Annotated in this window: 11 protein-coding genes; 4 read left to right on the top strand and 7 right to left on the bottom strand. The window is 58.6% G+C overall.

Annotated features, from left to right (window positions below):
- Window positions 1-333: 333 nt before the first annotated feature.
- Window positions 334-969 (top strand): hypothetical protein, encoded by a 636-nt coding sequence (locus K0H48_RS14015; RefSeq protein WP_219267934.1) that lies wholly within the window; start codon window positions 334-336, stop codon window positions 967-969.
- A 58-nt stretch (window positions 970-1027) separates the two neighbouring features.
- Here K0H48_RS14015 and K0H48_RS14010 read toward each other — a convergent pair whose 3' ends face one another.
- Complete coding sequence (locus K0H48_RS14010; RefSeq protein WP_017135623.1) at window positions 1028-1897, bottom strand: oxaloacetate decarboxylase; 870 nt, start codon at window positions 1895-1897, stop codon at window positions 1028-1030.
- Window positions 1898-2177: 280 nt separating this feature from the next.
- On the opposite strand from K0H48_RS14010, the gene K0H48_RS14005 reads away from it, so the two are divergent.
- Complete coding sequence (locus K0H48_RS14005) at window positions 2178-3095, top strand: cupin (RefSeq protein WP_219267933.1); 918 nt, start codon at window positions 2178-2180, stop codon at window positions 3093-3095.
- 213 nt (window positions 3096-3308) lie between these two features.
- On the opposite strand, the gene K0H48_RS14000 is transcribed toward K0H48_RS14005, so the two are convergent.
- From K0H48_RS14000 to K0H48_RS13975, 6 genes are all read right to left on the bottom strand, one after another.
- Window positions 3309-4205: a LysR family transcriptional regulator gene (locus tag K0H48_RS14000; RefSeq protein ID WP_219267932.1), complete on the bottom strand. Its 897-nt coding sequence runs from the start codon at window positions 4203-4205 to the stop codon at window positions 3309-3311.
- A gap of 80 nt (window positions 4206-4285) precedes the next feature.
- Complete coding sequence (locus tag K0H48_RS13995; RefSeq protein ID WP_219267931.1) at window positions 4286-5071, bottom strand: HNH endonuclease; 786 nt, start codon at window positions 5069-5071, stop codon at window positions 4286-4288.
- Window positions 5068-7425, bottom strand: a complete 2358-nt coding sequence (locus K0H48_RS13990) for an ATP-binding protein (protein WP_257626942.1) — start codon at window positions 7423-7425, stop codon at window positions 5068-5070. Before K0H48_RS13990 ends, K0H48_RS13995 begins: the two co-directional genes overlap by 4 nt.
- Before the next feature lie 138 nt (window positions 7426-7563).
- Entirely contained in the window at window positions 7564-10620 is a 3057-nt protein-coding gene (locus K0H48_RS13985) for an efflux RND transporter permease subunit (protein ID WP_219267930.1), read from the bottom strand.
- A 9-nt stretch (window positions 10621-10629) separates the two neighbouring features.
- Entirely contained in the window at window positions 10630-11742 is a 1113-nt protein-coding gene (locus tag K0H48_RS13980) for an efflux RND transporter periplasmic adaptor subunit (RefSeq protein WP_219267968.1), read from the bottom strand.
- A gap of 94 nt (window positions 11743-11836) precedes the next feature.
- A complete protein-coding gene (locus K0H48_RS13975; RefSeq protein WP_219267929.1) occupies window positions 11837-13417 on the bottom strand; it encodes an efflux transporter outer membrane subunit in 1581 nt (526 codons plus the stop codon).
- A gap of 258 nt (window positions 13418-13675) precedes the next feature.
- Here K0H48_RS13975 and K0H48_RS13970 point away from each other — a divergent pair, with 258 nt between their 5' ends.
- Both K0H48_RS13970 and K0H48_RS13965 read left to right on the top strand, forming a co-directional pair.
- Window positions 13676-14647 (top strand): ABC transporter substrate-binding protein, encoded by a 972-nt coding sequence (locus tag K0H48_RS13970; RefSeq protein WP_219267928.1) that lies wholly within the window; start codon window positions 13676-13678, stop codon window positions 14645-14647.
- Complete coding sequence (locus K0H48_RS13965; protein ID WP_219267927.1) at window positions 14644-15957, top strand: LLM class flavin-dependent oxidoreductase; 1314 nt, start codon at window positions 14644-14646, stop codon at window positions 15955-15957. Before K0H48_RS13970 ends, K0H48_RS13965 begins: the two co-directional genes overlap by 4 nt.
- The last annotated feature ends 32 nt before the right edge of the window (window positions 15958-15989 follow it).

Genomic DNA, 15989 nt, shown 5'->3' with positions numbered 1-15989 from the left:
CTGATTTTTATCATATTTTTCGCAGCCTGCAGCGGCGCCTAGGATTAAATTCGATTAATTAAACTTCACCTCTTTTAATGTTCTACGGGTGTAGCGTTGATCAGGTCTTAGCCGCTCTGCTTCGACAAAAACCTTTGGTTTGCCGCCGCAGGCTCTGCGGCGGATTTTTTGATCCTTATATATAAATGTTGATACTTGAAGCTCGCCATGAGTAATCGGGGTATGACTGCGCGCGTCTAATTATTTGCTTGTAACAAGACTGTTGCACTTGCGGCGCAAAACCCATGTCCTATCATGGCGCACATCATCCTCTCTGAAAGGACCAGAGGCCTCATGAAAAAAGCGTCATATACCCTGCTCGCTGCTGTTTTATTGGGGCTTAGCGCCTCAGCGCTGGCAGCCGAAGGTTTTATCGGCACCGGCATCAACACAGGCAACGGCTATGAGCCGGACGGCCGTGGCGGCCTTAAAGGCACCGGGGGAAACCTGGGCGGTGACTATGAGTTGCAAAAGGATGGTTCGCTCAGGGGCACCGGTAAAAATAACGGCAAAGGCTATATTCCCGCCGATGACGGTGGCCTCAGAGGCATCGGCTACAACAATGGCCGCGGGTTCAGCCCGGACGGATCGGGCGGGTACAAGGGCACAGGTTTTAACGCTGGTGAGGATTATCGGTCGGACGGCAAAGGCTATTTCCGTGGCGACGGCAAGGCCTCAGGCGCCAGTTGGCGCTCCGATGGTAACGGCGGGTATGAAGGCACCGGCGAGTACCGCAAGCGTGGGTACAAGTCCGATGGTCGTGGCGGCTATATAGGCACCGGCAAGAACGAGGGCAGGGGGCTTGAATCCGATGGTCGCGGTGGCTTTATCGGCACGGGCTTGAATGCGGGAGGCGGCTGGGAGCCGGATGGAGACGGCGGCTACAAAGGCACGGGCAATAATCGCGGGGAACGCTGGAGGCTTGATTGAAGCAGCCCGCACCGCGAGCATCCGGTGCTGATTGCAACAATCAGCACCGTCGCGGCAATTACTCTTTAACGTCCATAAACTCTTCAGCCCACGCCACATAACTTTCCGGCAACGTGTAGGTATGGGTCAGCTCCGTAGCGCTGAGATTGGACGTGCTGCTGGTCAGCTTGCGCTGGGCGCGCAGGCTGTCGTAAGTGGCTTTGATCGATGCAAAGTAAGCACCGTGGCCGGCCACCACAATGCGCACGCCCAGGGCCGCCAGGCGCTCGCTGTCATTGAGCTGCGGGTTGCCGTAGGTCACCAGCATCAATGGCACCGTCAGGTTGGCGGCGATCTGCTCAAGGTGGTCGAAGTCTTTGACGCCAACCATGCAGATCCCGTCCGCGCCGGCTTTCTCGTAGGCTTTGGTGCGGGCGATGACATCTTCGGTGGGCAGCACACCGGCGTTGGTACGGGCAATGATCGACAGTTCCGGGTCGACACGCGCTTCAAGCGCCGCCTTCACTTTGCCGATGCCTTCTTCGACGGAAATCAGGTCGGTGGACTTGCGCCCGAACTGCGCCGGCAACAGCGTGTCTTCAATGGTCAGCGCGGCCACACCGGCACGCTCAAGTTCTTCGACGGTGCGCATCACGTTCAAGGCATTGCCGTAACCGTGGTCAGCGTCGGCAATAAACGGCAATTGGGCGACGCGGCCGATGCGGGTGGCCTGTTCAACGAACTCACTCAGTGTGATCAACGCAAAATCGGGGGCTGCAAGTACCTGCAAAGAGGCGACCGAACCACCGAGGATGCCGACTTCAAAACCCAGGTCGGCGGCGATGCGCGCGGACATGGGGTCGAAGACGGAGGCGGTTTCAACGCAGATTTGTTTTGCAAGCAGTTCACGGAAGTTGCGGCGCAGCGCTGAGTGAGAAATCTTTGGCATGTTCTTTCCTGGCTTTGGTCATCGTCATGTGACGATCAATGTCTATTCGTGGTGGCGCCAAGATTACCACGCAGAGGAACCGGGGATTATGACGTTTGAGCATGAGATACACGCTGAGTACATGGATCATGGGTTCACGCTCAGGCGCTGGACAGGCCGATTGCACCGTCACAGGGCAGAGCCGCCCCATCCTGCACAACTGCTGTGCCAGTCGAGGACTTAATCCCCGTGGAGGCAATGCCTATAGTCATTGCAAACAAGCCCAAGCCTGAGGTGAACCATGAACAGCGAATTCAAGCCCGACCTGACCGACGCCGAGTACTTCGAGTACAGCAAGGCGGCCAACCCGATCAGCGCCAATCTGATTCCCCGGATTCCATACCACAGCTTCCCGGCCTCGCTGTACGACAGCGGCGCCTCGCGTGTCGTCGCGCTTGACCTCAGCGAAGCGCTGGGCTGTGAAGGCCCGGCAACCGGGCCGGGGTTGTGCGCCAACTTTATCCGCTTGAACGCCGGTGATGCCCTGGAGCTGCACCCCAATGCGACCTCACAGGTGTTTTATGTCATCGCAGGCGAGGGCCGCGTGGTGCAGGGCGAACATGAGATCCAGTGGTCCAGCGGTTGCTTTATCGCGCTGCCGGGCCTGCAGCCCGCGCGTTTCAGTGCTTCACAGGATGCACGCCTGTACTACGTGCATGATGAACCGCTGTTGCACTACCTGGGCGCGACGCGCAGCACTGATCGCTTCGTGCCTACGCTGTATCCCGCCGCGCTGGCCAACCAGAAGCTGCGGGAAGCGGCGGATGACCCACGTGCCCAGGACCGCAGTCGCATCAGCATTTTGCTCGGCAACCGCAATTTCCCCCAGACCCGAACCGTCACACATGTGCTCTGGGCCATGTACGGCATTCTGCCGGCGGGTTCGATCCAGAAGCCGCACCGGCACCAGTCGATTGCGCTGGACTTCATCATCGACTGCCCTAAAGGCTGTTACTCACTGGTGGGCACGGAGCTGGACGCCGATGGCCAGATCCGCAATCCGGTGCGTGTGGACTGGTCGCCGGGGCTGGCGTTCGTAACGCCGCCGGGTTACTGGCATGCGCACTTCAATGAGTCAGACACCGAGGCATTCCTGATCCCGATTCAGGACGCCGGGTTGCAAACTTACTTGCGGGCGCTGGATATCCGCTTCAGTTGACAGTACTCGGTCAACTGTGGGAGCGGGCTTGCTCGCGAATGCGGTGGGTCAGTGACAGATGCATTGACTGACCCTGCGCATTCGCGAGCAAGCCCGCTCCCACATTTAGACCGCGTTGCGTCAGGTAGATAGGCTTTTGCTTTGCATTTGATACTGCGACGCCAGCACCGCAGCGGTGCGACGACTCGACAAGCCAGCTCCTACAGAAACGCCTTATTTCCAATAGGGCGTTTCGCCGAGCTGCTCGACGATAAAGTCGATAAAACAGCGCACCTTGGACGACACGATGCGCTTGGGCGGGTAGACAAACCACACCGCAAACGCTTCTTCAGCCCCCAGGATGCTCCAGTGCGGCAGCCAGACATGTAGCTCGCCCGCCTCAATGCTTTTGCTCACCAGCCAATCAGGCAGCAAGGCAAAGCCCAGGCCTTGGCATGCAGCCAGCAATTGCGCGTCCAGATCGTTGATGCGGATACAGTTGCTGTACACCAGCGGCAACACTTCACCACAGGCCTCGAAGGCAACATCCTGGGTGCCCAGGATGGCTGGCAGGCCGGCAAGGTCTGCCGGAGTCGTCGGGGCCGGGTGTTGCGCACAAAACGCCGGGCTGGCCACCAACAGGTACTTTCCCGCGCAGATCTTGCGCGCCTTGAGCGTGGAGTCGGGCAGGGCGCCAATCCGAATGGCCAGGTCTACGCCTGAGTGAATCAGGTTGACTTGGGTGTTATCCAGCACCAGTTCCAGCTTGATTTGCGGGTAGCGCGCCAGGAAGGCGTTCAACACCGGCAGGATGTGGTGACGGGCAAACGCCGGCGGTAAATTAAGCTTGAGCACCCCACGCGGTTGCTGGTTGAGCGCCGAAGTCGCCGCCTTGGCTTGCTCCAACTCATCCAGCACACGGCGAGCGTGCAGCAGGAACGTCTGGCCGCCTTCGGTCAGGTGCAGCGTGCGTGTCGAGCGATTGAACAGGGCAATGCCCAAGTCCTGTTCAAGGTCCTTCACGTAGCGCGACACCGTGGACGCCTTGATGCCGAGCCGTTCGGCCGCCCTGGAGAAGTTATTGCCTTCGGCGGCTTCGACGAAGGCGGTGAGTGCCGTAAAGTAGTCCAAGTGCGACCTCGGTAGCGAGCAAGAAGGTAATCGTCCAGAGTTTAGCGAGTCGCGCAAGCTTGTCAGCGGCCCGCTAACGGCTAATTCTTGAGAGGCGCCGCGTCCACACCACTTTTGTCCAATTGCAGCTGTAGAGACGCGTTCAGCCCGTTACGGAAAGCCTCCAAATGCGGTAACTCGCCGCTTTGGTACCGATCTTGAAATTGCTGAATACCGATAACGGCTTCTGCCAGGGTTGGGTTGTTGCTATAAAGATTTTCGCGAGCGGCAATGATGTAGAGCATTTCCCGGCACAGGTGTTTGCCCTGTGAAGTATGCCCCGTGTAGGTCACGTTGCTGGCGTGATTGCTTTCCCTTCGTTCATAACTGACGTGCTCGGCGTAGCGGTGAAAACGTGCGTGATAGAAATCAGTGCACATTGCTGCTGTCGGGTAGTCGAGCTGATTCAGTGCGACGGTGCTCCAGTTAGATGTCTGCTTCAGTTGGTTACAGTCGAAACAGGCAACAGCCAAATTCCAGAAGTGCAAAGAAAATTGTGGATAGTGGACTTTGGGCAGTATGTGTTCAATGGGCTTGGCATGGGCGATATTGAGTAACCAGCGACGACAGTAGCAGCAGCGGTTGCCTTGTAACTCAATCACAAATTTTCTAAACGCTTGCTTGATCAGGGGCCCCGTCACGCCGCTGGCCTTGGCTTCATTGTGAGCTGAAAGCTCCTTCCAAACATCGGCCTTAAGGTATGAGTACCTGTTGAGCGTGCGCAAAAAGGTCACGGTATCTTTAATATGACTGTCGACTTCATGCGCTCGCAGTAGATAGGCATTGCATTGGGCCTGTTGTTCAACATCGGTCAGTGTCGCGCTCATTGTTGCTTGTCTTTTTTGGCACGTTCAAACAATTCGTTGATGGCTGCTTGCGCTTGCTCAATCAACGTGAGGTCTTGCTGGTAACGTTGATTACGTTGAGCGCCAGCAGTTTTCTCAAGTGTATCTCTCAAGGTTTTGAGTGTTTGGATCAGTTTCTTTTTCTGACGGTGATCGACCTTGCCTGGCGAATTGGTCACTTGGATAGCCCGCGACACGAGTACCGCACAACGTTCGCTGACCTCACTGTTATCTGGGGTATAGGTTTTGAAACCGTCAAGCAAAATAGACTCCACGGAGTGCCGCTGATGCGCAGGAATGGGGATGAGTAAACGATCCTTCGTCAGAAAACAGTGGCTGATTGCGTCGCGTGCATTTGCGATTATCAGCGGGGAGTGGGTAGCAATGACCAACGAGCAGCCAAACGCTTCAGCGACAAGTGACAGCAAGCTTGGCAGTTGCTGCTGCCAACTCACATGTAAGCTGATTTCAGGCTCGTCGATGAGGAAGACGGTGTGAGAATTGGCCTTGGCGCATACTTTGATCAACAGTGAGAGCACCTGCTGCTCTCCGGAGCTCAAGTCACTGAAAGGCGCTACCGGGTGACCTTCTTTTTGCAGTAAGCCCGGCTCATAGAGCCTATCCCCCGTGGACACGGTTACCCCTTCGTAGAGCTCGAAGCTGGAAATGCCACGCTCCCAGTCCGTGATCGGGTTGTGCGGATCACTGACGGGAACGAGATAGTGGCGATGCTTGAAATCAAGCAACTGCAGTGCTTCGTTGAATATATTCAGACGATAAGGTTCTTGATAGATAGCGTATAACGCTTGACCCAGTCCGTGCAGCCAATCTAATTGGAATGGGTCATCGAGATGGCGACGTGCGCCTTGATACTCAAACAACGGCGCCTCAGACGACTCGACGGGAAACCGGTCTATAGCGCCGAACGCAATACCGACCGAGTTGAGCTTTGCCTGCCCAAGATCGTCGATCAGGTCTCTTAGCAGCAAGCTTTTACCCGTTCCATTGTTGCCAATAATGTATATGCAACTGGGGACTGTCTTTGGCCCGATCAGTATGTCCCGCAGAAAACTGCTTTCTGGTCTGTAGAGTTTCAGATCGAACGCCTCGAACATCAGATGTTGGCGTGCGGTGATCTCCGTGGCGCGCAGAACCGTTTCGATGGGAAACACACGGCATAGGCCTGGGAGGTTTCTGTAATGATGTTTGAAATGATTGAGCACCTCCGGCACGAGCGGGCTATCGAAGCTCTCTTTTAAGAACCTTTCATCGATTTTGTAGTGGGATGACCGCCACCGTTTGACGATCGCGGCAGATACCCCGGCAAGCTCAAAATAGCCGGCGTCTTCTTGCATGCGCGTGGCGTTGATGCACAGAGTTTCGCCGGCGTTCTCCCGGTCTTTATCAGTGTTCAACAGCCATGCCGTGAACTCAGTGCCGTTCTCGAACGCGTCCTTGCTCGGCAGATCAATAACAGCTTCCAACAGATTGTGCTCTTCAAAGTGAGCACGCAACGTGTCGGGCAACGCACGGCTTTGGTCGCGATCAACAATCACAAGCAAAGAGTCGCTAAGCGCTCCTTGTTTTATCAGCTGTTCCAAGGTTGCAAACACCGAGTTTTGAGGCTCCAGCAGCTGGGCGCCATCCAGCAACGTCATGTCGTTGGTTTCAACTTCTGCCAGCGGTTGCGATGACAGGCCACGCACCTTTAAGCGCAGGCTGATCAAATCTTGATGTTTGTAGGGGCAACCGTGCAGTTCTCGATATAACGTTTCGACGTCTTTTTTCAGGACTTGGGCGGTGACAGACGCTGCACCGCTGTAAGGATAGGTTTCAATGAGGCGTGTGTTTGTCTTGCAAAGGCTAACGGCGAGCAATGCCACCACGTGAGAATGGAACAGGCTGATTTGATAGTCTTCGGTTAACACCCGACGCAGCATCACGTCGAATACACGCCGGGCGAAGCCCGTCTTTCGAAATATACGGGGTTCCAGATACTGGAATTGGTCCATCAGTTGGGTAAGTACGTTTTCTGACAGCGCCTCAATCAACCCCTCTCTGGCTGCGAGGCCATTACTGTGGTATTTGATCAGGCCAGTCATGCCCTCAACCACGTCCGCAACGGTACGTCGAACAAAAATTCGTTCCACGTCTGTTTCATCGCTTTTACAGGCTGTCTGAATCAGATAGGTGACAAAATACAGCAGCAGTGCGTTGAAACGATCTGGCGTTAAGTCGGTGTGTACTGAAAGAAATGAATGAAATAGCTTGTTGGCGTGAATATTTCGTTCGTTGAGCTGCTCCATTTCATCGAGCCGTTCTACTTCATCAACCATACCTAGTCCCTTAGAGGCTTAAACTCAAAAAAGGGCGTCAGTGTATGTCATTTTGCCTTCACTGTAGGATTCCATCCTTTAACCGATAGGTTAATTTGTTTCCACGAAGTCCCAAGGCCATTTGCCAATTCACTCTAGTCAAATGCTGTGTCCCGCATGTGAATGGTCAGCTTCCTGGTGATGCGTCTCGCCAATAAACATATACATCGCCGGCACCATAAACAGCGTCAGCAATGTGCCAATCGACAACCCGCTGAAAATCACCAAGCCCATATCATGCCGCCCCGCAGCGCCGGCGCCGGAGGCCCACACCAGCGGCACCACGCCCAACACCATGGCGGCGGTTGTCATCAGGATCGGCCGCAGCCGCACTGCAGCGGCTTCTTCAATCGCCTCACGCTTGCTGTGGCCGGCGCGCTGCAATTCGTTGGCAAACTGCACGATCAGGATGCCGTGCTTGGTGATCAACCCCAGCAACGTCACCAAACCGACCTGGGTGTACACGTTGATCGAGGCGTAGCCCATGGTGATAAACGCCAGCGCGCCGAACAGCGCGGGGGGCACCGAGAACAGAATCACCACCGGGTCGCGAAAGCTCTCGAACTGGAACGCCAGGGCCAGATAAACGATCAGGATCGAGAACAGCAACAAGCCCACGAAGCCGCCGGACTCCTGGATAAACTGGCGCGACTCGCCGGAAAAATCCGAGGTGTAGCCCGAAGGCGCCACGTTGGTGAGGATGGTATTGAGTTTGGCCAGCAACTCGCCCTGGGCCACGCCGCTGACGCCCGACAGCGTTGCCGAGTTGAGTTGCTGGAAGTGGTTGATCGATTCCGGCTGGGTCGAGGTCTCGATATGCGCCACGGTGCGCGCCTGGATCATGCTGCCCGATGGCGTGCGGATGTAGTAGTCGAGGATCTGGTCCGGGTTGAGGCGATCCACCTGCAATACTTGGGGAATGACCTTGTATGAACGCCCGGCGGTGGAGAAGTAGTTCACGTAGTTGCCGCCCAGCGCTGCGGACAGCGCAGCACCCACGTCCGCTTGGGTCATGCCCAGCGCGGCGATTTTTTCGCGGTCCACCACCAGCTTGGCTTGGGGTTTGTCGAGCTTCAAGTCCATGTCGGAGAACCAGAACAGCTGCTGTTTCTGTGCCTCGGCCACCACGGCCTGCGCCACTTCGTTGAGGTTTTCCACCGAATCGGTGGTGGTGATCACAAACTGCACCGGCAGCCCTTGGGCGCCCGGCAGCGACGGCAGCGGAAAGGCGGCAATGGTGGCGCCCGGCACTTGGTTCCACTTCTGCTGCAAATCCAGAATCAGCTGGGCCTGGGAGCGTGTGCGGTCGTCCCAGGTTTTAAGCAGCACGCCGCCCAGGCCCTGGTTGAGCGCGGGCAGGCCGGTGAGCTGGAACATCTGCGCGTATTCCGGCTCTTTGTTGGCGATCTGGAAGGCCTGGTCGGCAATCCGCTCCATCTGCTGCGGCGAAGCGGTCGGCGGGCCTTTGATCTGCATAAATACCAGCCCTTGGTCCTCGGTGGGCGACAGTTCACTCTTGGCGGTCATGCCACTGGCGGCCACCAGCAAAAACAGCACAAAACCAAAGGTCACCAGCACCGGCCAGATATTCAGGCCGCCCGACAGCACACGGTGGTAACGCTTGCGCAACCAATCAAAATATTCATCGAGCTTGCGCGCGAAACGACCTTCCTCTTGCCCGGATTTGAACAGCTTGGAAGTCATCATTGGTGATAGCGTCAACGCCACCACCGCCGACACGGTCACGGCACCCGCCAGCGAGAAACAGAACTCCTTGAACAATGCGCCCGTCAGCCCGCTGCGCAGCCCGATGGGCACATAGGCGGCTATCAGCACCACGGTCATCGCGATGATCGGGCCGCCCAGCTCCCGCGCCGCCACCAGCGCGGCCTCCAACACGCTTTTGCCTTCTTCCTTGATATGCCGGTCGACGTTTTCCACCACGATAATCGCGTCGTCTACCACCAGGCCGATGGCCAACACCAATGCCAGCAAGGTCAGCAGGTTGATCGAATACCCCAGCAGGTACATGACAAAGAAGGTGCCGACCAGCGACAACGGGATCGCCACCAACGGCACGATCACCGCACGAAAGGAACCGAGGAACAGGTAGATCACCACTGACACAATGATCATGGCCTCGACCAGGGTCTTCACCACCTCATAGATCGAGGTATTAATGAACGCGGTGGAGTCATACACGATTTCGCCACGCACACCGGCCGGCAGTTGCGATTGCAGCTCGGGGAAGGCCTCACGCACGCTGCTGGCGACGGTGAGGATATTCGCAGTGGGCGCCGCCTTGATGCCGATAAACACCGAGCGCTTGCCGGAGAACGCCACGCTGCTGTCATAGCTTTCGGCGCCGAGGGTGACGGTGGCCACATCCTCCAGGTACACCAGCGCATCGCCTTTTTGCTTGATCACCAGCCGCTTGAACTCATCCACCGTGTGCAAATCGGTGCCGGCGGTGAGGTCGACCGTCACGGTTTGCCCGCGCGTGGAACCGACGGCCGACAGGTAGTTATTGTTGGCCAGTGCCGTGGACACGTCCTGCGCGGTGACGTTATGCGCCGCCAGTTTGTCCGGGTCCAGCCAGGCGCGCAGGGCGAATTGGCGCCCGCCAAGGATCTCGGCGGTTTGCACGCCCTGGATCGAATCCAGCTTGGGCTTGACCACCCGCACCAGGTAGTCGGTGATGTTATTGGTCGGCAGCGTGTCGCTGTAAAAACCCAGGTACATCGCGTCGGTGGTCTGCCCCACGGCAATGGTCAGCACCGGTTCCTGGGCTTGCGCCGGCAACTGGTTCTTGACCGAGTTGACCTGGGTGTTGATCTCGGTCAGGGCTTTGCTCGCGTCGTAGTTCAGCCGCAGCGTGGCGGTGATGGTCGAGATGCCGGTGATGCTCGACGAGGCCAGGTAATCAATGCCTTGGGCCTGGGCAATCGCTGACTCCAGCGGCTGGGTAATAAAACCGGCGACGGTGGAGGCGTCGGCACCGTAGTAGGAAGTGGTGATGGTGACCACGGTATTTTCAGTGCGCGGCCATTGGTTCACCGGCAACTCAAAGATCGAGCGCAGCCCCAGGATCAAGATGAACAGCGAGACGACGATGGCCCACACCGGTCGCTGAATAAAGGTATCGGTAAGCTTCATGGGACACCTTTAATGTTCTTGGGGAGTCGGCGCCGGGTCGTTCAGCGGCGCAGTGCTGTTATCGACCTTTACCGGCGAGCCGTTCTTGAGCTTCATCTGGCCGCTGGTGATCAACAGGTCGCCTTCTTTGACCCCGGACAGGATCGCGACCTGATCGCCACGGGTCGGCCCGGTCTTGATAAAGGTCTGTTGCGCGGTGAGCACCTCGTCACCTTTGTCGTTCTTGCTCGACGTGGCGATAAACACCGTGGTGCCATATGGGTTGTAGGTCACCGAGGTTTGCGGGACGGTGAGGTAGCGCTGGGTGGCACCCGAGTTGACCACGGCACGCGCAAACATGCCGGGCACCAGGGTTTGCTTGGGGTTTTCCACGGTTGCTTCGACGGTGACGTTGCGCGTGGTGGTATCGAACTGGGTGTCGATGGTGCTGATGCGGCCCTTGAACGTCTGGTTGGACAGGCCGTCAGCCGTCACTGCGACGCCTTGGCCGATGGCGATGGCTTCCATCTGGGTTTGCGGCACGCTGAAGTCGATGTAGATGGGATCAAACGTCTGCAACGTGGCGATTTTGTCGCCGGGGTTGAGGTATTGGCCGGGGTTGACGCTGGTGATGCCGATGCGCCCGGCAAAGGGCGCGCGAATGGTCTTTTTCGCCACCAGCGCGCGCTGCTGTTCGGCGGCGGCAAGCTTGGCCTTCAAGTCGGCGGTGTCGGTGTCGACCTGGGCTTGGGAGATGGCGTTGACCGCCAGTTGTGCCTTGTCGCGCTTGAGCACGATCACTGCCAGATCGGCTGTGGCGTCCAGCGAGTGCAGTTGCGCGATATCCGAGTCAGCATTCAACTGCACCAGCAGTGCCTGGGCCTCGACTTCCTGGCCGGGTTTGAAGCCGATGGTGCGCACAATGCCGCCCACTTCCGTGGTCACGTCAACGCCGCGCACGGCTTTCATCGAGCCCACCGCCGACACGCTGGGTTGCCATTCGCTAAATGGCACCTGCATGGCCGTCACCACCGCTGCAGGCAAGGGCTGTTTGGACTGGGCGATCAGCGCCGATATCTGCACGAACTTCACCCCGGCAATGATCGCCACAATCACCAGCACCACCACGATCATGATCAGCATCGGCCGCCACAGTCGCCGCTTGCGCGTACCCGTGGGGGCCGGTGGTGGGGCAGAGACAGGGGTGACTTCAGCCATGGGGTTTCTCGCTGTGGATTCAGTTGAGCCGCGCAGCATCGGCCGGCGCGGCTTTGCTCTTGGCCGGCATGATTTCCTGCCACGACGGCAGGCCAAAGCGATCCGGGCGGCCTTTGGTATCCGGGTTCACATCCGTACGGTTCCACCAGCCGCCACCCAAGGCCTGGAACAGCGCCGTGGTGTCGCTGTAGCGCGCGGCCTGGGCCTTGACGCGTGACAACGCAGTGTTCTGATAGGTCTGCTGGGCGGTGAGCAGGTTGATATACGCCACAGCGCCGAGGCGAAACTGGGCCTGGACCAAATCCAGGTTGGCTTGCGCCGAGCGTTCCGCCACGACCTGCTGGTTGAGGGCGTCGGCGTCGGCTTCCAGCGCCCGCAGTGCGTTGGCCACGTCCTGGAAGGCGGTTACCACGGTGCCGCGATAGCGCGCAGCTGACTCGTCGTAAGCGGCCACGGCTGCACGTTTGCGGTGTTCGAGCGCGCCAGCGTCAAAGATCGGCTGGGTAATCGAGCCCGCCAGGCTCCACACGCCGGAGCCCGACGAAAACAGCTTGGTCCCGCTTGCCACCGTGGAGCCCAGCGAGCCGGTAATGCTGAACTGCGGCAACTGATTGGCGACGGCCACACCGATATTGGCGCTGGCCTGATGCAACTGAGCTTCGGCAGAACGCACATCCGGCCGCTGGCCGACGATGGCCGAGGGCAGGCTCACCGGCAGTTCTTCGGGCAGCCGTAAAGACGCCAGGTTGAAACGCTCGCCCTGGTGCTGATTGGGAAAGCGCCCCAGATAGGCCATCAACTGATTGCGCGTTTGCGCCAATTGCTTTTGCAACGGCGGCAAGGTCGCACGGGTTTGTGCCAGTGCGGTTTGCTGGGTGAGCACATCGGTATCGCCAATGGCCCCCAAACGCCGCTGCGCTTGCAGCAGATCCAGCTGGCCGCCTTGCAGGCGAATGATTTCCTCGGTCGACGCGATTTGATCACGCACCGACGCGAGGCTGATGGCGGTATTGACCACATTGGCGGTCAGGGTCAGGTAGGTCGCTTCCAGCTGGAAGCGCTGGTACTCGGCCTGCGCCGTGGTCGATTCGATTTGCCGGCGCGTACCGCCAAACACATCCGGGGCATAGGACACGCTCAGCGACGCAGAACTGACCGTGAGTATTGGCGATTCCGGCACACCGGAGGTGACCCCCGAGACTTTCTCTCGCGCTTTCTGCACATTGCCGCTCACCGACGGGAACAACGACGCCTGGTCGGCGTAAACCAGCTCGTTGGCCTGGCGCAAGGCGGCTTGCGCGGCGCTCACATCCGGGTTGGCCTTCAAGGCTTCTTCGACCAGCGCGTTCAAGGCGGGCGAACGGAACAGCGTCCACCATTGGCCGGGGATATCCATACCGGCGATCAGCCGCTGCGCGGCGCCACCGGTGGCGATATCGGCCTGGGCGGTGGTAGTGAGTGTTTCTTTTGAGTAGTCGGCGTTCGCGGCCACATCGGGGCGGGCGAAATCAGGCCCGACGGTGCAGCCGGCGAGGGCGATGCACAGCAGGCTCAAGGGAACCAGAAGGGAGGATGCACGCTGCCGAGGCTGCTCTTTCATGTTGACTCTATTAATCAGTTGGCTAACTGTTTTTTTGTTGAGCAATGAATGAAGGTGCATCAGGGTCGCTGGACTCAAACCAGTGTAGGTGGTGCCGGGCGCTATGCAATGTCGGCCCCAGGGTTTCGGCGGCACCGATCGCCATAAAATGCATATTCCGCATTCTTATAGAATTAGGATATGCATTATCAGTATTTTACACCGAGTGATCAATCCCTCATCTTCTGCGTCCTTATAAACAGGCATTTGGAGAAAAACGTGCGTTACCTGACAACACTGGCGGCCGGCATGACCGCCGCTTTGTTATGCCTGACCGCCCACGCGCAAACGCTGGTGGTAGGCGACCAAAGCTACAACGCCCAGGCCGTGATGGAAGCGGCGGGGGTGCTTAACGATCTGCCCTACACGCTGGAATGGAAGCAATTCACCGCCGGTTCGCCCGTCGCCGAAGCGCTGAATGCCAACAGCCTGGACATCGGCCTGCTGGGGGATGCGCCGGTGCTGTTCCTGGGTGCACTCGGCGCGCCGATCAAGGTGATTGGTATCAGCCGACAGAACCTCGAAGGCGTGGCGATTCTGGTCAGAAAAGACTCCTCGATCCACAGCCTTGCCGACCTTGCCGGCAAACGTGCGGCCATCTGGAAAGGCTCCTGGAGCCAGCAACTGCTGATGACGGCGCTGGACAAGGCGGGCGTGCCACGTGACTCACTGGAGCTGCGCTACCTCAGCGCCCTGGACGCTTCCCATGCACTGGAAGGCGGCTCGGTCGATGTGATCGCCACCTGGGAACCCTACGTTACCCAGCAGGAACGCCAAGGCGCACGGGTGCTGGCGACGGCTGAGGGGTTGATTCCGGCGCAGAGCTTCATTGCCGCCAATGCCAAGGCCGTGGAAGCCAAACGCGCGCCCATCAGCGACTTTTTGCAGCGCTTGAAGAAGGCCCGCGACTGGACACGCCAAAGCCCGGCCAATGCCGACGCGTATGCAGATGCCTGGGCCAAGCGCACCCGCGCCGATGCCGACATCGCCCGCGCCTGGTTTGCCCGCGCGCGCACCACGGTGGAGCCGGTCACGGCCAAATCGCCGGTCGAGGCGCAAAAGACCGTGGACTTTTTTGCCAGCCAGGGCCTGGTCAAATCCTATTCGGCGGCCAGCCTGTTCGACGATTCATTCGCGGCCGCCTTGCAACCCGCCGTGGCCAAAACGCTTCAAGGAACACTGAACAAATGACTAAAAGACAGCTAAAACTTGGCGCCCTGACGATGGGTTGCGGCGGCCCCGGCCGCCACAACCTGTGGCTTGATCCTGAGTTACCAGCCGATGCCAGCGTCAATGTTGACTGGTACATCGACATCGCCCGCCAGGCGGAGGCCGCGTTGTTCGACTTGATGTTTATCGTCGACAGCCAGTTCATCACGCCCGGCTCGCCGTCCCATTACCTCAATCGCCTGGAACCGCTGACACTGCTATCGGCGTTGGCTGTCAGCACGCGGCATATCGGTTTGGTCGGCACGCTGACGACCTCCTATAACTCGCCGTACAACGTGGCACGCCGCTTGGCCTCCCTGGATCTGATCAGCAAAGGCCGCGTCGGCTGGAACGTGGTCACCAGCGGCGATGCCGGCACCGCCGGCAATTACAGCCGCGACGAGCATTACGACTACGACACCCGCTACGGCCGCGCCGCCGAACACGTTCAAGTGGTGCAAGGCTTGTGGAACTCCTACGAGGATGACGCCTTCGTGCGCGACCGTGCGACAGGCCAGTTCCTCGACCCGAGCAAACTGCACAGCCTGAACCACAAGGGCGAGCACTTTTGCGTGGTCGGCCCGCTGAATATCCAGCGCTCGCCGCAAGGCCAGCCAGTGATCTTCCAGGCCGGTGACTCAGAACAAGGCCGCGACCTGGGCGCCGCTACGGCGGATGTGATCTTCACCCATGCTGCCAGCATCGAGCAGGGCCAGGCGTTTTACCGGGATATAAAGGGCAGGGCACTGCAACACGGGCGCGATCCGGAGCAGTTACTGGTGATGCCCGGCGCGGAAATCTATGTCGGCGACACCGACGCGCACGCACGTGAAGTCGAGCAGTATTACCACCAGGCCGACCATAGTTTTGAGCTGGCACTGAAGGAGTTTGGGCGCAATTTCGGCTGGCATGATTTCAGCCAATATGACCTGGATGCGCCGTTTCCACAGGAGAGCCTGGAGGCGGCGCGCAGCAGCTTTTTTACCAATGCCAAGCGCATTGCTGACCAGGCGCGGGAGAAGGGGTTTACCTTGCGTCAGGCGGTGGAATTTGGCCGGCAGTTGCGGCCGGGGGCATTTGTGGGGACGGCGGATACTGTGGCGCAAAAAATGGCCGATTGGCTCCAGGCGCGGGCGGTGGATGGCTTCAATATTTATATTGGGCATCCGGGGCAGTTCACGCAGTTTACCCGGGAGGTCATACCGTTGTTGCAGGAACGTGGGGTTTATCGCACGGCGTATGAAGGGACGACGTTGCGCCAAAGCCTCGGGCTTGAGATTCCGAGGCGTTGATACAACGGCCAGTGATGTGTAGCGGCGCCCAT

The organism is Pseudomonas sp. Xaverov 259, assembly GCF_019352915.1.
Lineage (GTDB): Bacteria > Pseudomonadota > Gammaproteobacteria > Pseudomonadales > Pseudomonadaceae > Aquipseudomonas.
Note: the sequence above shows the minus strand (reverse complement) of the source record. Positions and strands in the feature narration are given on the sequence as shown.

Excerpts from the sequence above, each read along its gene's own strand:
- K0H48_RS14015 (WP_219267934.1), top strand. The coding sequence starts at position 334 with ATGAAAAAAGCGTCATATACCCTGCTCGCTGCTGTTTTATTGGGGCTT.
- K0H48_RS13995 (WP_219267931.1), bottom strand. The coding sequence starts at position 5,071 with ATGAGCGCGACACTGACCGATGTTGAACAACAGGCCCAATGCAATGCC.
- K0H48_RS13965 (WP_219267927.1), top strand. The coding sequence starts at position 14,644 with ATGACTAAAAGACAGCTAAAACTTGGCGCCCTGACGATGGGTTGCGGC.
- K0H48_RS13980 (WP_219267968.1), bottom strand. The coding sequence starts at position 11,742 with ATGCTGATCATGATCGTGGTGGTGCTGGTGATTGTGGCGATCATTGCC.
- K0H48_RS13975 (WP_219267929.1), bottom strand. The coding sequence starts at position 13,417 with ATGAAAGAGCAGCCTCGGCAGCGTGCATCCTCCCTTCTGGTTCCCTTG.
- K0H48_RS14005 (WP_219267933.1), top strand. The coding sequence starts at position 2,178 with ATGAACAGCGAATTCAAGCCCGACCTGACCGACGCCGAGTACTTCGAG.
- K0H48_RS14010 (WP_017135623.1), bottom strand. The coding sequence starts at position 1,897 with ATGCCAAAGATTTCTCACTCAGCGCTGCGCCGCAACTTCCGTGAACTG.
- K0H48_RS13985 (WP_219267930.1), bottom strand. The coding sequence starts at position 10,620 with ATGAAGCTTACCGATACCTTTATTCAGCGACCGGTGTGGGCCATCGTC.
- K0H48_RS13990 (WP_257626942.1), bottom strand. The coding sequence starts at position 7,425 with ATGGTTGATGAAGTAGAACGGCTCGATGAAATGGAGCAGCTCAACGAA.